Origin of the sequence: Streptomyces silvae, assembly GCF_016745505.1 — a bacterium.
In the GTDB taxonomy this organism is placed as follows: Bacteria; Actinomycetota; Actinomycetes; order Streptomycetales; family Streptomycetaceae; genus Streptomyces; species Streptomyces silvae.
On sequence record NZ_JAERUC010000087.1, the window covers coordinates 67,336 to 84,053 of the forward strand.

At 72.2% G+C, this 16,718-nt stretch carries 16 protein-coding genes; 5 read left to right on the forward strand and 11 right to left on the reverse strand.

Annotated features, from left to right (window positions below):
- Positions 1–67 precede the first annotated feature (67 nt).
- The gene (locus JKV81_RS13310) at positions 68–847 is read left to right on the forward strand and encodes an SURF1 family protein (protein ID WP_202076012.1); all 780 of its coding nucleotides are present in this window, start codon (positions 68–70) and stop codon (positions 845–847) included.
- Between the two features lie 263 nt (positions 848–1,110).
- On the opposite strand, the gene JKV81_RS13315 is transcribed toward JKV81_RS13310, so the two are convergent.
- The 7 genes from JKV81_RS13315 to JKV81_RS13345 all read right to left on the reverse strand — a co-directional run bounded on the left by JKV81_RS13315 (position 1,111) and on the right by JKV81_RS13345 (position 7,721).
- Positions 1,111–2,493, reverse strand: coding sequence for a hypothetical protein (locus JKV81_RS13315; RefSeq protein WP_202076013.1), 1,383 nt, complete (start codon positions 2,491–2,493; stop codon positions 1,111–1,113).
- Positions 2,490–3,065 carry a SigE family RNA polymerase sigma factor gene (locus JKV81_RS13320; protein ID WP_099173480.1) on the reverse strand — a complete coding sequence of 192 codons (576 nt, stop codon included), beginning with the start codon at positions 3,063–3,065 and terminating at the stop codon, positions 2,490–2,492. The genes JKV81_RS13315 and JKV81_RS13320 overlap by 4 nt, the downstream gene beginning before the upstream one ends.
- A 359-nt stretch (positions 3,066–3,424) precedes the next feature.
- On the reverse strand, positions 3,425–4,489 hold the full coding sequence (locus JKV81_RS13325) for an aspartate-semialdehyde dehydrogenase (protein WP_202076015.1): 1,065 nt from the start codon (positions 4,487–4,489) through the stop codon (positions 3,425–3,427).
- Positions 4,486–5,757, reverse strand: coding sequence for an aspartate kinase (locus tag JKV81_RS13330; protein WP_099173478.1), 1,272 nt, complete (start codon positions 5,755–5,757; stop codon positions 4,486–4,488). Before JKV81_RS13330 ends, JKV81_RS13325 begins: the two co-directional genes overlap by 4 nt.
- Before the next feature lie 216 nt (positions 5,758–5,973).
- The gene (locus tag JKV81_RS13335) at positions 5,974–6,633 is read right to left on the reverse strand and encodes a DUF5063 domain-containing protein (protein WP_124277692.1); all 660 of its coding nucleotides are present in this window, start codon (positions 6,631–6,633) and stop codon (positions 5,974–5,976) included.
- 83 nt (positions 6,634–6,716) lie between these two features.
- Positions 6,717–7,316, reverse strand: coding sequence for a recombination mediator RecR (gene recR / locus JKV81_RS13340; RefSeq protein ID WP_099173476.1), 600 nt, complete (start codon positions 7,314–7,316; stop codon positions 6,717–6,719).
- Between the two features lie 69 nt (positions 7,317–7,385).
- Entirely contained in the window at positions 7,386–7,721 is a 336-nt protein-coding gene (locus JKV81_RS13345) for a YbaB/EbfC family nucleoid-associated protein (protein ID WP_147984368.1), read from the reverse strand.
- A gap of 359 nt (positions 7,722–8,080) precedes the next feature.
- On the opposite strand from JKV81_RS13345, the gene JKV81_RS13350 reads away from it, so the two are divergent.
- The gene (locus tag JKV81_RS13350) at positions 8,081–8,866 is read left to right on the forward strand and encodes an SLATT domain-containing protein (protein WP_099173474.1); all 786 of its coding nucleotides are present in this window, start codon (positions 8,081–8,083) and stop codon (positions 8,864–8,866) included.
- A 109-nt stretch (positions 8,867–8,975) separates the two neighbouring features.
- Here the strand turns inward: JKV81_RS13350 and JKV81_RS13355 are convergent, their stop codons facing one another.
- From JKV81_RS13355 to JKV81_RS13365, 3 genes are all read right to left on the reverse strand, one after another.
- Positions 8,976–9,626 carry a putative DNA-mimic protein gene (locus JKV81_RS13355; protein ID WP_129264440.1) on the reverse strand — a complete coding sequence of 217 codons (651 nt, stop codon included), beginning with the start codon at positions 9,624–9,626 and terminating at the stop codon, positions 8,976–8,978.
- A 100-nt stretch (positions 9,627–9,726) separates the two neighbouring features.
- The gene (locus JKV81_RS13360; protein WP_202076017.1) at positions 9,727–10,443 is read right to left on the reverse strand and encodes a GntR family transcriptional regulator; all 717 of its coding nucleotides are present in this window, start codon (positions 10,441–10,443) and stop codon (positions 9,727–9,729) included.
- A 70-nt stretch (positions 10,444–10,513) separates the two neighbouring features.
- Positions 10,514–11,887: an aspartate aminotransferase family protein gene (locus JKV81_RS13365; protein WP_202076019.1), complete on the reverse strand. Its 1,374-nt coding sequence runs from the start codon at positions 11,885–11,887 to the stop codon at positions 10,514–10,516.
- A 184-nt stretch (positions 11,888–12,071) separates the two neighbouring features.
- On the opposite strand from JKV81_RS13365, the gene JKV81_RS13370 reads away from it, so the two are divergent.
- From JKV81_RS13370 to JKV81_RS13380, 3 genes are all read left to right on the forward strand, one after another.
- Positions 12,072–12,683 carry a DJ-1/PfpI family protein gene (locus tag JKV81_RS13370; protein ID WP_129264441.1) on the forward strand — a complete coding sequence of 204 codons (612 nt, stop codon included), beginning with the start codon at positions 12,072–12,074 and terminating at the stop codon, positions 12,681–12,683.
- On the forward strand, positions 12,680–13,219 hold the full coding sequence (locus JKV81_RS13375; protein ID WP_129264442.1) for a MarR family winged helix-turn-helix transcriptional regulator: 540 nt from the start codon (positions 12,680–12,682) through the stop codon (positions 13,217–13,219). Before JKV81_RS13370 ends, JKV81_RS13375 begins: the two co-directional genes overlap by 4 nt.
- A 75-nt stretch (positions 13,220–13,294) precedes the next feature.
- Positions 13,295–15,094, forward strand: a complete 1,800-nt coding sequence (locus JKV81_RS13380) for a serine/threonine-protein kinase (RefSeq protein WP_202076027.1) — start codon at positions 13,295–13,297, stop codon at positions 15,092–15,094.
- A gap of 42 nt (positions 15,095–15,136) precedes the next feature.
- On the opposite strand, the gene JKV81_RS13385 is transcribed toward JKV81_RS13380, so the two are convergent.
- Positions 15,137–16,666: a helix-turn-helix domain-containing protein gene (locus JKV81_RS13385; RefSeq protein WP_202076057.1), complete on the reverse strand. Its 1,530-nt coding sequence runs from the start codon at positions 16,664–16,666 to the stop codon at positions 15,137–15,139.
- Between the last annotated feature and the right edge of the window lie 52 nt (positions 16,667–16,718).

The following is a 16,718-nucleotide window of genomic DNA, read 5'->3' on the forward strand; positions in this document are numbered from 1 at the left end:
CATAAGTTCCGGATAAATGGTGCACCCCGCTCCGGGGGCCCGGAGCGGGAAACCGTACCGTGGAGGGGTGTACCGGTTCCTGCTGACCCCGCGATGGTGGGGGATCAACCTCTTCGTCGTGCTGGCCATCCCGTTCTGCGTGTTCATGGGCACGTGGCAGCTCGGTCGTTTCGAGGACCGTGTGCAGACGCACGAGGAGGCCGAGGAGCGTCCCGATCCGGGCTCCCGCTCGCCGGCGCCACTCGACGAGCTGCTCCCCGTGAGCACGGAGACGTCCGGCCGCCCGGCCGTGGCGAAGGGGACGTACGCCGATCAGTTCCTGGTCCCCGGCCGCAAGCTGGACGATCGCAACGGCTTCTACGTGCTGGATCTGCTGCGCACGGACAGCGGTAAGGCCCTGCCCGTCGTGCGCGGTTGGCTCGCCGGCAGCCCGGGCAGCACCGAGGTCCCCGCCGCACCGGCCGGCGAGGTCACCGTCACCGGCGATCTGCAGGCCTCCGAGAACAGCGGCACCAGCGGCGTCGACCTCGGCGGCGGGCTCCCCGAGGGGCAGCTGGGCATGATCAGCGCGGCCTCCCTGGTGAACCTCGTCCCGTACGACGTCTACGACGCCTGGGTGACCCTGTCGGAGCCCGAGGCGGGTGGCACGGGTGGCGGGATGAAGCCTGTGCCCGCGGCGGCGGCGCAGGGCAGCGGGCTCGACCTGAAGGCCTTCCAGAACCTCGGCTACACCGGCGAGTGGTTCGTCTTCGCCGGCTTCGTGCTCTTCATGTGGTTCCGGCTGGTACGCCGCGAGGCGGAAGCGGCGCGCGACATCCAGCTGGGGCTCGCGGCCGACGCCGACTGACGATCCCCGCGCAAGGCAGGCCCCACGACGCAGGCAGGCCCCGCGACGCAGGCAGGCCCAGCGACGCCGGAAGCCGCGACAGCAACAGACGAGGGCCCGCCGGCAACAGCATCATCAGCAACGGGCAGGGGCCCGCCGGAACCCGAGAGTTCCGGCGGGCCCCTGCCCGTATCCGCGTCCGCGGCGAAGTGATCCGTACCCGTGGCCGTAGCCGGGCGCTTTCGTGCTCGCCTCGCGGCCCGGCCGGGGGGGTTCAGGGCCCGCTACGAGGCGTCCAGTACGCCCGTGCGGTAGATGGTTCCGGCGCAGGCGTTGGGGATCTTGGCCTCCGCGGTCGGTGCACCCGTCTCCGGGGTGTGGGTGACCGCGATGCTGCCGTCCGCCGGGCCCTCGTCCGCGCTGCCGAACTGGGCCGCCACGTCGGCGGTCCCCGCGTCGCTCCCCGCCGTGCCCTCGCTGCCGCCTCCGCCGCCGTCCGTGGGCGTCGGGCTGGGCGAACCGCCGCTGGTCGGGCAGGTGTCCGACGGCACCCAGGCGAACCGCACCTCGTACGTCATCGTGGGCTTCAGGAACACGGTCCCGGGTTCCAGGGACGGATCGGGCAGCCCCTGTGCGGGGTCGCCCGCGGTGTGCTGCACCACGGTGATCTTCAGCGGGTCCGCGGCCCCGGCCGCCTGGAAGCTGACCGTGCCGTTGCTGGTCACCGAGCAGGCGTCGCCGGACACATTGGCGATCCTGAAGGTCCCGTACACCGTGCCGTCGGCCCGGGCCGCGCCCGCGTCGGCGGAGGCGACGCCTAGCTGGCCGGGGTCGCAGGTCCTGGTGGAGGCGACATCGACGCCCGGCGGGTCGTCCAGACCCGCGGCCCCGCTGCTCTCGGCGCCGGGGTCCGATCCCTCGGACGGCTCCGCGGAGTCGCCGCGCTCGCCCTCGGCGCCCTCGCTCCGGCGGTCCTCGGGGCCCGCCGTCCGCCCGCCGTCGGCGTCGGCGCCCGCGTCCTCGCCGCTGCCGCCCTGGGCCTGCTCGCCGTGGCCGGCGATGGCGGGGCTGGCGGTGGCCGATCCGTCCGAGTTCGCCACGTGGACGAAGGCGGGGACCGCCGTACCGATCAGCAGCGCCGCGGCCGCGGCACCGACCACGCCCTGCCGCCGCCTGGCGCGCCGGGCCGGCACCGCGCGGTACAGATGGTCGAGAGTGCCCTCGGAGGGCTCCAGGTCCTGGACGGCGCCCTGCAGCATGCGGCGCAGCGCGGCCTCGTCCATCTCCGCGCCGCCGAAGCCACCGGACCCACCCGCGCCGCCGGAGCCACCGGACCCACCCGGGCCTCCAGACCCGCCCGAGCCTCCGCCGAAGAGTTCGGTCAGCGTGCCGCCGCCGCCCTCACCGTCGGACCCGCCGGACCCGGCAGACCCGGCGTCACGACCGCCCGGCTCCGCTTCCAGCTCCGCTTCCAGTTCCGCTTCGGGGTCCGTCCCGGGAGTGGTGGTCCCTGAGGCGGCCTCCGCGCCGTCGACCTCGGCGGTGTCGGTGTGCTGCTTCCGTTCACCGTCCTGCTCCGGGTCGGTGTCGGGGATGCCCTCCGGCCTGTGGTTCACAATTCCGTTTCCAGTCCGGTCATCGTCGTGCCTGTGCTCGGGCCTGCTCATGCCTGCGCCTCCATGACGACGCGCAGTGCCGCGATGCCCCGGGAGCCGTACGCCTTCACCGAACCGAGCGATATCCCCAGGGTCTCCGCGACCTGGGCCTCCGTCATGTCCGAGAAGTAACGCAGCACCAGCACCTCGCGCTGGCGGCGCTGCAGCCCCTTCATCGCTTTGATCAGCGCGTCCCGCTCCAACTGGTCGTACGCGCCCTCCTCCGCACTCGCCATGTCGGGCATCGGCTTGGAAAGGAGCTTCAGCCCGAGGATGCGCCGACGCAGCGCGGACCGCGACAGGTTGACCACGGTCTGGCGGAGGTAGGCGAGCGTCTTCTCCGGGTCGCGCACCCGGTTCCGTGCCGAGTGCACCCGGATGAACGCCTCCTGCACCACGTCCTCGCAGGACGCGGTGTCGTCCAGCAGGAGCGCCGCGAGGCCCAGCAGCGAGCGGTAGTGAGCGCGGTAGGTCTCGGTGAGATGGTCTACGGTCGTTCCTGCCGCCACCGTCTCCTCAGCGCCCTCGCGCTGCGAAGGCAGCCGGGTGGACCGAGCGGCCGGCATGGGCGCGATCACCGGCATACCGCCGGGTGCGCGGGGCCGCCGGAGCGGACGCACCGAAGCGCCTCGCAACGGGCCCACCACTGTGATGTCGAGAACCTCTGCCACGCCAGTTGGACACGCTTCCCCCCGTCAGGGTTGTACGCGTACGGCACCGCTTTCGATGCTGTGCGACATGCCCTCATTCGTACCTGCTCTTCCCCAAATGCCCCGAAAACGCGTCCAGCCACGCAAGAAGTGACGACATAGACGCGTCGCATCCGCCTAGCGGTTGCGGGAGGCCAGGAGATCATCGTCGGATATGACAACGCCCCAGCTCAAGAGGTTCAGACCAGCAAGTTACCCACAGGGCGCACACAGATCCTACAAAACAGGTTCGATCAGGTACGAGGAAATTCCCCGGCCACCGACTCGGCGATCTGGGCCACATTGAGGGCCGCGCCTTTTCGGAGATTATCGCCGCAGATGAACATGGACACGGCATGTGGATCGTCCATCGACTGCCGTACGCGGCCCACCCAGGTGGGGTCGGTGCCCACCACATCGGACGGCGTGGGGAAGTCACCGGCCGCCGGGCTGTCGAAGAGCACCACCCCGGGCGCGGTCGCCAGGACCTCGTGCGCCCGGTCCACGGAGACCTCGTTCTCGAAGCGGGCGTGCACGGACATCGAGTGCGTGGCGACGACCGGTACGTACACGCAGGTCGCCGTCACCTTCAGTTCCGGCAGACCCAGGACCTTCCGGCACTCCCCGCGGATCGCCAGCTCCTCGGAGGACCAGCCGTCCCCGCCGTCCGTCCCGGCCCACGGCACGACGTTCAGCGCCACGGGGGCGGCGAAGGGACTCTTCTCCCCGTCGCCCAGCGCCCGGCGCACGTCTCCGGGGCGGGTGCCCAGCTCCGTGCCCGCCACCAGGGCGAGCTGCTCGCGGAGCGCGGCGACACCGTCCCTGCCCTCACCGCTCACCGCCTGGTAGGACGAGACGATCAGCTCCCGCAGCCCGAACTCGGCGTGCAGCGCACCGACCGCGACGATCAGCGACAGCGTCGTGCAGCTCGGGGACGCGACGATGCCGCGCGGCCTCAGACGCGCGGCATGGGGATTGATCTCGGGGACGACCAGGGGGACCTCGTCGTCCAGCCGGAAGGCGGCCGAGTCGTCCACGACCACGGCGCCCCGGGCGGCCGCGACCGGCCCCCACTGCGCGGACACCTCGTCCGGCACCAGGAACAGGGCGACGTCCACACCGTCGAACACGTCCTCGGAGAGCGCGAGGACCTCGGTCTCCTCGCCCCGCACGACCAGCTTGGTGCCGGCCGCACGCGGGGAGGAGACCAGTCTGACCTCGCCCCAGACGTCCTCGTGCTGCGAGAGGATCTGGAGCATGACGCCGCCGATCGCCCCGGTCGCGCCGACGACCGCGAGCGAAGGGCGGCGTCCGGTCATCGGCCGGTGCCCCCGTAGACGACAGCCTCGTCGGAGTCGCTGTCGAGGCCGAAGGCGGTGTGCACGGCGCGCACGGCCTCGTTGACGTCGTCCACACGGGTGACCACCGAGATGCGGATCTCGGACGTCGAGATCAGCTCGATGTTCACACCGACGTTGGACAGGGCCTCGAAGAAGCCCGCGGTGACGCCGGGGTTGGTCTTCATGCCCGCGCCGACGAGGGAGATCTTCGCGATCTGGTCGTCGTAACGCAGGGACTCGAACCCTATGCCGGCGCGGTTGCGCTCCAGGGCGTCGATGGCCTTGCGGCCCTCCGCCTTCGGCAGGGTGAACGTGATGTCCGTCAGCCCGGTGGAGGCCGCGGAGACGTTCTGGACCACCATGTCCATGTTGATCTCGGCGTCCGCGACGGCGCGGAAGATCGCGGCGGCCTCGCCCGGCTTGTCGGGAACGCCGACGACCGTGACCTTTGCCTCGGAGACGTCGTGGGCGACTCCGGAGATGATGGCGTGCTCCACCTGCTGGTCCCCTTGCGGCTCGTTGCTGACCCAGGTGCCGCGCAGTCCGGAGAAGGACGAGCGGACGTGGATCGGGATGTTGTAACGGCGTGCGTACTCGACGCACCGGTGCAGCAGCACCTTGGAGCCGGACGCCGCCAGCTCCAGCATGTCCTCGAAGGAGATCCAGTCGATCTTCCGGGCCTTCTTCACGACCCGGGGGTCGGCGGTGAAGACACCGTCCACATCTGTATAGATCTCACAGACCTCGGCGTCCAGCGCGGCGGCCAGAGCGACAGCGGTCGTGTCCGACCCACCGCGACCGAGGGTCGTGATGTTCTTGCCCTCCTGGCTCACACCCTGGAACCCGGCGACGATGGCGATGTTGCCCTCGTCGATCGAGGTCCTGATGCGGCCCGGCGTGACATCGATGATGCGCGCTTTGTTGTGGACCGAGTCGGTGATGACACCGGCCTGGCTGCCCGTGAACGACTGGGCCTCGTGGCCCAGGTTTTTGATCGCCATCGCCAGCAGGGCCATGGAGATCCGCTCTCCGGCGGTCAGCAGCATGTCGAACTCACGCCCGGCAGGCATCGGGGATACCTGCTCGGCGAGATCGATCAACTCGTCCGTCGTGTCGCCCATCGCGGACACCACGACAACCACCTGGTTGCCGTTCTTCTTGGCGTCGACGATTCGCTTGGCGACACGCTTGATGCCTTCGGCATCGGCTACGGAGGAGCCTCCGTACTTCTGCACGACAAGGCCCACGTGCGCTCCTCGCTCAATAATGGTGCGGTCGGCTCAGTTTAACGAGCAGTCCGGAATCGACCCGTCGGTACCGGATGGTGAGATGTCCCGCCCACCACCCGGAACGGCATCGTTCCGAACTGCTCGTACGGGGCTGTTGCCCGCTTCACCGTTCCGCACGCCTCTTTGTGTCCCAGGACACAACAGGCACAGCGGTCGCACAAGCCACGGGGGCGGCTAGAGCACCGGCCGCAGACCCAGCGGTCCGGCGATCTCCTCGGCCATCACCCGCCCGGCCTCCTCGGCCAGGTCCCCGTCGCCCGGGTCCTGGTCCGTGTCCAGGCCGTCGAGCTCCTGGAGCGGCTGGTTCAGCCGGATGTGGGCGATCAGCGACTGGAGCGCGCGCAGGGCCGCGGAGGCGGTGGAGCCCCAGTTGGAGAAGTACGAGAACTGCCACCACCACATGGCCTCCGCCGTGCGGTCCGCCTCGTAGTGCGCGAGACCGTGGCCGAGGTCCGTGACCAGGTCGGCCAGGTCGTCGGAGATCCGGTGGGGCACGGGCGCCTTGCGGGGCTCGTACGGGTCGAAGACCTCGGAGTAGACGTCGATGGGCTCCAGGAGCTCCGCGAAGCGCTCACGCAGCCCGTCGGCGTCCGGCTCGGCGCCCAGATCCGGCTCGTAGCGCTCGTCCGGGAGGATGTCCTCGTACGCGCCGAGTCTGCCGCCGGCCAGCAGGAGCTGGGAGACCTGGAGCAGCAGGACCGGCACGGCCTCCTCGGGCTCCTCCGCCTTGGACACCTCGGTGACCGCGACGATGAACGTCTTGATCTGGTCCGCGATCTGGACGGCGAAGTCGTCCGGGTCCTGCGTGACGGAGTTCAGCGTGGCGTCAGACATCGAGGGGACCTCCCGTGGGCACGGTCGCGAACGGTGGGTAGAACATAGCGCCGTCGCACATAAAGCCGCAGTCAGATGCCGGGTCACACATCGAGCAGCCGCCTCCCCTCGAAGGCGCGGCCCAGAGTCACCTCGTCGGCGTACTCCAGGTCGCCGCCCACGGGCAGCCCGCTGGCCAGCCGTGTGACCCGCAGGCCCATCGGCTTGACCATCCGGGCGAGGTACGTCGCGGTGGCCTCGCCCTCCAGGTTGGGGTCGGTCGCCAGGATCAGCTCGGTGATCGAGCCGTCCGCGAGCCGGGCCAGCAGCTCCCTGATGCGCAGATCGTCGGGGCCGACGCCCTCGATCGGGCTGATCGCGCCGCCGAGCACGTGGTAGCGGCCCCGGAACTCACGGGTCCGCTCGATCGCCACGACGTCCTTGGGCTCCTCCACGACGCAGATGACCGAGCGGTCACGGCGCGCGTCCCGGCAGATGCCGCACTGCTCCTGCTGGGCGACGTTGCCGCAGATCTCGCAGAAGCGGACCTTGTCCTTGACCTCCAGGAGGGCATGGGCCAGACGGCGTACGTCGGTGGGCTCGGCCTGCAGGATGTGGAAGGCGATCCGCTGCGCGCTCTTGGGACCGACGCCCGGCAGCCTGCCCAGCTCGTCGATCAGCTCTTGAACCACGCCTTCGTACAACGGAACGCCTTTCCTTTTTCCTGCTCGTACCGTTCGTACCGTAGCCGGTGCGCCCGGGGAGCCACAGGGTCAGAACGGAAGACCCGGCATCCCGCCCAGGCCCTGGGCCAGGGGGCCCAGCTTCTCCTGCTGGAGCTGCTGGGCGTTCTCGTTGGCCGCCTGGACGGCCGCGACCACGAGGTCCGCGAGCGTCTCGGTGTCCTCCGGGTCCACCGCGCCCGGATCGATCACCAGGGCGCGGAGCTCGCCGGACCCGGTCACGGTGGCCTTCACAAGACCACCGCCCGCCTGTCCCTCGACCTCGGTCCTGGCCAGTTCCTCCTGGGCCGCGGCGAGATCCTGCTGCATCTTCTGGGCCTGCTGGAGCAACTGCTGCATGTTGGGCTGACCACCACCGGGAATCACGGTCACTCCTGGCATTTCGACAACGGATTGTTTCGGTACGCCGAGCCTACGTGTTCGCCGGACGCCGCGCCCCACCCACCGGGACCAACTCTTTCGAGTGAGTTCTGAAAACTGCCTGCCGGGCTCCTATACCTGACCAGAGGCCGTGCCCACCCGGGAATCCCGCGATTTCGACCCCGCGGCCCACCATTCGGCGGTAGGAAGAGCATGCGTATCCGTACCCGTACGCAGAGCGAGGGTAACGCAGAGTTACACGGGTGGGGCCCCGGTCATATGCCGGGAACCGCCCCCTCCGTGACCGAGAGCCGTGCCGATCCGCGTCGATACGTGCCGAACGCAGAGTGCAGAGGAGTCCCCCGGTGAGTCAGCCGGAGATGCAGCCCGAAGGGCCGCCCCGCAAGGAGTCCGGCGCGGGTTCCGGTGCAGGCACCGGAACCGATCGGTCCGGTTCACGCTACGGTTCGAGCCCCCGGGACCTGGCCGGCCGCGCCTTCCCCCTCGGCGACTGGGGTGAACCCGCCGAGCGGCTCGACGAGCTCTACCGGTGGGTCGAGGCCGGTGCCCTGGAGACCGCCGAGTGGTATCTGCGCGACCGCGTCCGCAAGCGGCGCACCGCCAGGCTGCTCCGGCTCGGCACGGCGGCGGGGGTGGTGGCGGGCGCGGCCCTCCCGCTGCTCGATCTGACCGGGGAGCTGCACGGGTCGGCCGGCTGGGGCTATCTGTCGCTGCTGCTGGGCGCCGCGTGCATGGCGTGCGACCGGTACTTCGGACTGACCTCCGGCTGGATAAGGAATCTCGCGACGGCACAGGCCGTGCAGCGGCGCCTCCAGGTGCTCCAGTTCGACTGGTCGTCCGAGTGCGTCCGCGAGGTCCTCGGGCCGACGGAGGGCACCGCCAGCGAGGCGGCGGAGCGGTGCCTGGGGGTGCTGCGCCGGTTCTCCGAGGACATCACCGAGCTCGTCCGGATGGAGACGGCGGACTGGATGGTCGAGTTCCGGGCCGGACCCGCGCCCATGGGGATGCAGTCGCTGGTGACGGGCGGGCCCGGTGGCCGCCCCGAGCCGGGGACCTCGCACGGCCGCCTCACCATGCCGGTGGCCCGGCCGAACATGCCGCGCCAGCGGCCGCCGGAGCCGCCCCGGTGAAGGAGCGGCCCCCGGCGGCCGGAAGCCGGTGCGGGGGCCGGAAGCCGGCCCGGCGGCCGGAAGCCGGTGCGGAGGCTGCCGCGGGCGCGGCGGCTCAGCGTGCGGCGGCTCAGCTGAAGATGATCATCGAGCCCTGCGCGAGGCTGCGGGTCGCCGCCGCGTGCAGGCCCAGCCAGACGTGCCGCTCCCGGGCGAACGGACTCTCGTCGTACGGGACCGGAGCGGCCGGTTCCTCCAGCGTGGTGGGGCCGGCGGGCGGGAGGGGGGCGGCCGGCGGGTTGGCCGGGTCGATGCCGATGGACGGGGCGACGAACTCCAGCTCCCGCAGCAGGCCGTGGGAGGAGCCCAGCGGGCCGCCGCCCTCCAGGAGCTGGTCGTCGGAGAGCGGATGGGGGAAATCCAGCGGGACGTACGCCCCGGCGTGGTCGTAGTGCCAGACCAGGTGCGACTCCTGCGCGCTCTGCTCGAACATCTCCAGCAGCTGCTCGTAGTCCCCGCCCAGTGCGTCGACAGGTGTGACGGCGAGGCCGCTGAGCTGGAGCAGGTAGGCGCGGCGCAGGAAGTGCAGGGCGTCGTAGTCGAAGCCCGCGACGGGGGCCACGTCCCCGGTGAGTCCTGGCATGTAGGCGTAGACGGGCACGGGCGGCAGCCCCGCCTCGGTCAGCGCCTTGTCGTAGACGGCGATCTCTTCGGCGAACGGGTTGTCGGGGCTGTGGCACAGCACATCGACGAGGGGGACCAGCCACAGGTCACAGGCCACGAAGTCTCGCTCTCCAACGGGTTCGTGCAACGGTCGGGACAGCGTAATGCGGCCGGGACCCCGCGCACAGGGTGCGGGCATGCCGTGGGCCGGGGCGGGCTCAGGTGTGACCCGGGTGCGGGGGGTCGCCGTGGGCCAGCCGGTCCGCCCAGTTCAGCCCGTGCGCGTAGTAGTCGTCGAGCACCGCGCGTACGGCCGGCCCGTCGGCCATCGTGATCGCCTCCACCAGCTCCCGGTGACCGTGCCACAGCCAGTCGCGTACGCCGTCGCCGTCGCCGCGCAGGTACGGGACGGCGAAGGCCCAGGCCTGCATCCGCAGCCGTTGCAGGAAGTCGCTGATGTAGGCGTTGCCGATGACCGCGCCGAGCTCCCGCCAGAACCGCAGGTCGTAGCCGATGAGGATGTCGAGGTCACCGCCGCGCGCCGCCCGTGAGGCCTCCTCGCCCCGGCGGCGTACGGAGACGAGGGCGACCCGGTGCGCGCCGATCACGGCGGACGCCGAACCGGTCCCGTCGAAGATCCGCCGGAACACCCCGTCTATGACCAGGGCCCGCGCCTCGACCATGGCCCGGTAGTCGGCGACGGAGAACTCACGGACGCGGAAGCCGCGGTGCTGGTCGGATTCGAGCAGGCCCTGCGCGGAGAGGTCGAAGAGCGCTTCCCGTACGGGCGTCGCGGAGACCCCGTACTGCTCGGCGATCTGCTTGACGGTGAACTCCACCCGGGGCCGCAGGCGCCCCGCGAGCACCTCGTCACGCAGTGCGTCGGCGATCTGCTGCCGCAGCGTGCTGCGGGTCACGCCTCCGCTCGCACCCATGACGCCCCCTCCCGTTCTCGGCTTGGGTCACCTTACGACCTGGTGGGGGGCGTCATGCCGGGTGACGTCCCTACCGCGTGTGCTCGTCGGCGACCGACAGGGCCGCGTCCAGGGCCGCGAGACCCTCCTTCGCCTCGGCCTCGGTGATGTTGCAGGCGGGGACGACATGGGTGCGGTTCATGTTGATGAAGGGCCAGAGGCCGTTCTTCCGGCAGGCCGCGCCGAAGGCGGCCATCGGGGCGTTGGCCTCACCGGTCGCGTTGTACGGGACCAGGGGCTCGCGGGTCTCCCGGTCGCGGACCAGCTCCAGCGCCCAGAACGCGCCGAGCCCGCGCACCTCGCCGACGGACGGGTGGCGCTCGGCGAGCTCCCGCAGTCCGGGGCCGAGCACGTGCTCGCCGAGGTGCGCCGCGCTCTCGACGACCTTCTCGTCCTCCATCACGCCGATCGTGGCGACGGCGGCGGCGCAGGCCAGCGGGTGACCGGAGTAGGTGAGTCCGCCGGGGTAGGGGCGGGTCTCGAACGTGGCGGCGATCTCGGCGTTGATCGCGACGCCGCCGAGCGGCACGTAACCGGAGTTCACGCCCTTGGCGAAGGTCATCAGGTCGGGTGTGACGTCGAAGTGGTCGGCGGCGAACCACTTCCCGGTGCGCCCGAAGCCGGCCATGACCTCGTCGAGGACGAAGACGATGCCGTACCGGTCGCAGATCTCGCGGACCCCGGCGAGGTAGCCGGGCGGCGGCGTCATGATGCCGGCCGTGCCCGGGATGGTCTCCAGGACGATCGCGGCGATGGTCGAGGGGCCCTCGTAGGCGAGGGTGTCCTCCAGGTGCTGGAGGGCGCGGGCGCACTCCTCGGCCTCCGTCCCCGCGTAGAACGGGGAGCGGTAGAGGAACGGCGCCCAGAAGCGGACGACGCCCGCCGATCCGGTGTCGGACGCCCAGCGGCGCGGGTCGCCGGTGAGGTTGATCGCGGTGGAGGTGGCGCCGTGGTACGAGCGGTAGGCGGAGAGCACCTTCGTACGCCCGGTGTGGACGCGGGCCATGCGGACGGCGTTCTCGACGGCCTCGGCACCGCCGTTGGTGAAGAAGATCTTGTCCAGGTCGCCGGTGGTGCGCTCGGCGATCAGCCGGGCGGCCTCGGAGCGCGCCTCGACGGCGAAGGCGGGGGCGAACGTGGCGAGCCTGCCCGCCTGTTCCTGGATCGCGGCGACCACGGTGGGGTGCTGGTAGCCGATGTTGGTGAAGACGAGACCGCTGGTGAAGTCCAGATAGCGGTTTCCGTCGTAGTCCCAGAAGTACGCCCCCTCGGCGCCGGCGACGGCGAGTGGGTCGATCAGGCCCTGGGCGGACCAGGAGTGGAACACGTGGGCGCGGTCGGCGGCCTTCACGGCCGCGCCCGCGGCGGGGTCGGCGTACGGGGCGCGAGGGGCATCGGGGCTCATGCGGCGAGCGTATGCGGCGGCGCGGCCGTCCTCCATGGCCACTCTGTACGGCGTGGGCCGCGCGGCTCGGCAGGGTGTCGGGTCCCCGCCCGGCGACCGGCCGAACGATTGACAGCATGTTGTCATCATGACAGGCTGCTGTCATAAGGGGCAGTATCCGGAAGTTCCGCCACCGGAGGTCGTCATGACCGGCACCAGCGTCCACCTGGCCGTCTACGACATGTTCGCCGACTGGGAGCCGGGCTTCGCCACGGCCCAGCTCACCCAGCACGGCCGCACCGTGCGCACGGTCGGCCTCACCACCTCACCCGTCACCACGATGGGCGGGGTCCGCGTCCAGCCCGACCTGTCGCTCGACGCGCTGGACCCCGCCGGGAGCGAGCTGCTGATCCTCACCGGCGCCGCGCTCTGGGACACCGGGGACACCCTCGCCCCCTTCGCCCGGACGGCACGGGCCTTCCTGGAGGCGGGCGTGCCCGTGGCGGCCATCTGCGGGGCGACCGCGGGGCTGGCCCGCGAGGGGCTGCTCGACGACCGCCGCCACACGAGCGCCGTCTCCTTCTACCTCGCCGCCACGGGGTACGCGGGCGGCGCGCACTACGTGGAGGCCGACGCGGTGACGGACACGGGTGGGGCGTCGCGCGGCGCTCTCGTCACGGCGGGTCCGACCGAGCCGGTCGCCTTCGCCCGCGAGATCTTCGGGCTGCTCGGGGTGTTCGAGCCGAAGAAGCTGGACGCCTGGTACCGGCTCTTCCACGACTCGGACGCGGGCGCCTACGAGGAGCTGAACGGATGAGCGGTACGACCGAGGGGAGCGCCGGGGGCGCCGGGGCCGGGGAGAACGCCGGGGGCGGGGAGGGCCCGGGGGACCCCACGCTGCTCAGCCGCACCGCGCTCGGGGTGTTCCGGCTCAACGGCCGGTTCCTGGCCGTCGCCGAGGAGCTGGCCGGCCCCGCAGGACTCACGGCCGCCCGGTGGCAGGTGCTCGGCGCGGTCCTCACCGAGCCGCTTCCCGTGTCGGGGATCGCCCGCGCGATGGGGATCACCCGGCAGAGCGTGCAGCGGATCGCCGACCTCCTGGTCGACCGCGGCCTCGCCGAGTACGTCGCGAACCCGGCCCACCGGCGCGCCAAGCTGCTCCGCCCCACCGCGGAGGGCCGGGCCGCGGTGAGGCGGATCGTCCCCGCCCACGCGGAGTTCGCGGCGCGGCTGGCCGGGGAGCTGGGCGAGGAGGAGTTCGCGCGGACCGTCGAGGTGCTGGAGCGGCTCTCGGCCGTGATGGACACCCTGGCGTCCCCGCCGGGGCTTCCGCCGGAGCCCTCCGGGGGCTGAGGGGCTCTCCGGTCCAGGTGCGCCGCTATCCTCGACGCACGGTCCGCCACGGCCGCACGGGGGAGGAAACGCACGATGGAGAAGCTGGGCTCCGGTGATCCGCAACGCATCGGTACCTACCGTCTGTTGGGGCGCCTCGGCTCGGGCGGGATGGGCCAGGTGTTCCTGGCACGCTCGGACCGCGGCCGCACCGTCGCCCTCAAGCTGGTCCGCCCCGAGCTCGCCGAACTGCAGCATTTCCGCGACCGTTTCCGCGCGGAGGTGCAGGCGGCACGGCAGGTCGGCGGCTCCTGGACCGCGCCGGTGCTCGACGCCGGGGTGGACGCCGCGGTCCCGTGGGTGGCCACCGGTTACGTCGCCGGCCCCTCCCTCCACCGCATCGTCTCGGGGCGCCCCGGCGCGCCGCTGGCCGACTCGGGGGCGTACGGTCCACTCCCCGAACGCTCCGTCCGCATCCTGGGCGCCGGGCTCGCGGGGGCCCTCCAGGACATCCACCGCGCCGGGCTGATCCACCGTGACCTGAAACCGTCCAACGTCCTGATGACGATCGACGGCCCCCGGGTCATCGACTTCGGGATCGCCCGGGCCCTGGACACCGTGGCCGACGGCGGCCTCACCCGCACCGGCGCGATGATCGGCTCGCCCGGCTTCATGTCGCCGGAGCAGGTGCGGGGCGAGCGGGTGACGACCGCGTGCGACGTGTTCTGCCTCGGCGCCGTCCTGGCGTACGCGTCCACCGGCCGGCTGCCGTTCGGCTCGGCGGAGACCGGGGCGCACGCGCTGATGTACCGGATCGCGCAGGAGGAGCCCGACCTCACCGGCGTACCCGTCGACCTCGTCGAGCTGATCCAGGAGTGCCTGACGAAGGATCCGGCCGCGCGGCCCTCCACGGACGCCGTCCTGGAACGGCTGGGCGACACGGACACGGCCGAGCCGTGGCTTCCGGGCGCGCTGATCGCGCAGCTGGGGCGGCATGCCGTGGAACTGCTGGACGCCGAGGACCCGGAGGAACCCGAAGCCCCGACCGGTCCGGCGGCTCCCGGCCCGGCGGCTCCCGGCCCGGCGGCTCCCGGCCAGGCCGGGGTTCCGCGGGCGGCGCCCGTGCCCCCCGCGCCCTTCCGGCCCACTCCTCCCGCACCGGCCCCGCGCCCCGCCGCCCCCTACCCCGGCCCCACGCATCCCCGGCCCCCGGTGCCGCAGCCGGCCGCGCCGTCGCGTGCGTACGGCTATCCACAACAGCCCTCCCCCGCCCACGGATACGGGCCCACGCCCCCGTACGGACCGCCGGCGGGCTATGCGCCGCCCCAGCCCCCACGCCGTCGCGCGCTGGGCTCCTCCCTGGCGCTGATAGCAGTCGCCCTGCTCGTCGCGGTGGGGGCGGGCTGGGGGGTCTACGCCTTCATGCGGGGCGGGGACGGCGACCCCACGGCGAACCCGAGCGGGGCGGTCTCCTCGTCCGGTGGCGGCTCCTCGGGCGGCCAGGGCTCCGGCGGAGGCGACGGCAAGGGCTCCGGCGGCACCGTCCCTTCCGGGTTCCTCGGCACCTGGACCGGCACCATCGAGAGCGGTGGCGGGGCGTCCACACGTCAACTGACCGTTCGGAAGGGCGAGGTGGGCGACACCGTGTTGTCCCTGACCGCCGAGGGCCCGCTCGACACGGGCGGCTCCTACCGCTGCGTGTTCGAGGCCGACCTCGCGAGCGAGCCGTCCTCCGGCGGGCCTGTCCGCATCGGACCCTCCCGGGTCGTCGAGGGCGCACCGAAGACGTCGTGCACCCCGGGAGAGCCCACCGTCCTGACGCTGCTGCCGGACGGCACCCTGCGCCGTCAGATCACCTCCACCGGCCAGAGCCTGACGTACACGAAGACGGGCTGAGGGGTTCGAGCGGGGGACGCAGACGGGCGGTGCCGTACGCGGTCACGCCGCCGCGAGGTCCACCGCCCGGAACGCGAGCCACAGGTCGTACCGCGCGCTCGGCGTCTGGAGCAGCGACCGGCACAACTGCGCTTCGAGCCGGGTGAGGCGCTTACGCGTGCCGGGCACGGAGATGCCCAGTTCGGCTGCGGCCGGGCCCAGTTGGGCCTCGCAGCGCAGCCAGGTCCGCAGGGTCTCCTCCGCCGTCGGGCCCGCCAGGTCGACGAGCCGCAGCTGCTGGACGGCCCAGTCCTGGACCCCGGGGGCGCGCAGCACCGTGTCGAGGTCCCGGGGCGTGGCCGCGTCTCCCGGGCCGGTGCGCGGCAGGGCCGGGGTCGCCCTGATCCGCAGGGCCAGATCGACGGCCGCCTGGTCCGACACCCGGTTCAGGTCCAGGCCGAGGAGCTCACCGACGAGCTTGAGGCGGGCGGCCAGCGTGTTGCGGTGGATCTTCAGGTGCTGGGTGGCGTGGTAGGAGAACGCCAGCCAGGACGCGACGGTCGCCGACAGCTCCTGGCTGCCCGGGTCCTGCGAGCGGCGGGGCAGATGGGAGAGGAGGGGCGCGAGCAGGGCGTCGGCCCACCGCGCCCCGGCGGCGCCGACGACCAGCGCGGGCTCGGGGGCGGTACCGAACTCGGCGTGGCGTCCGGGGAGTCCACGGGCGACGGCCAGGGCGTGGAAGGCCTGCTGGTAGGCGGTCGCCGTGTCGGGCAGCCGCACCTCCTCGCTGACGCCCACGACGCAGTCCTCCACGAGTCCGGCGACGGCGAGACCGAGCGCGCACCCGCCCTCCGGCACCTCCGTGCCTTCCGGCGCCCCCGCACCTGCCGTACCTTCCGGTCCGTCCGGTCCGTCCTTCCGTTCCGTTTCCGGCTCCGACTTCTCCTCCGCCGGCACGATCAGGATCAGGTGACGGGCGTAGACCGGGCAGCGCACGATCCAGGTCCGGCCCCCGGAGAGGTCCGTGCAGATCCGGGCCACCTCGTCCCGCTGTCCCCCTGAGCACTCGACGACGCAGACGCGCACGGGGTCGGGGAGCTTGGGACGCAGGGCGCCCGCCACCTGGTGGGCGATGGAGAGCTGACCTGTCATCAGCAGGTGCAGTACGGCCTCGCGTCCACGGGATTCCGCGAGGTCCACCCGCTTCCGCTTACGTTCGACGCTCTCCGACGCCCAGGACAGGGCGAGCGGCATCACCGCGTCGGCCATCAGCGTGGAAAGCCCGCCGGGGAGCGGTTTGGGGGCGACGAGCGCGAGAACCGGGCCGTGGTTCCCGGCCGTCCGGTCGAGGGGGAGCAGCAGCGCGGCGCACGCGTCGGTGTCGAGGGAGTACGAGCCCGCGGCCCTGGCCGTCAGCTCCCGGGCCGCCCGGGCGGCGAGCCCGGCCGCCTCGTGGCCCGGCCACCGGGCGTTTCCGGCCACGGCCTGGAGCACCGTGCCGTCCCCGTCCAGGATCCCGGCCCAGCCCTCGGCCCGCTGGGCCAGCCTGCGCAGCAGTTCCGGTGATCCACCGCTCCGCGCCAGCCGGTACATCAGAAGTACGTCGTCGGCCCGTTCCCGCGCACGCACGTGTCCTCCGCTCCTC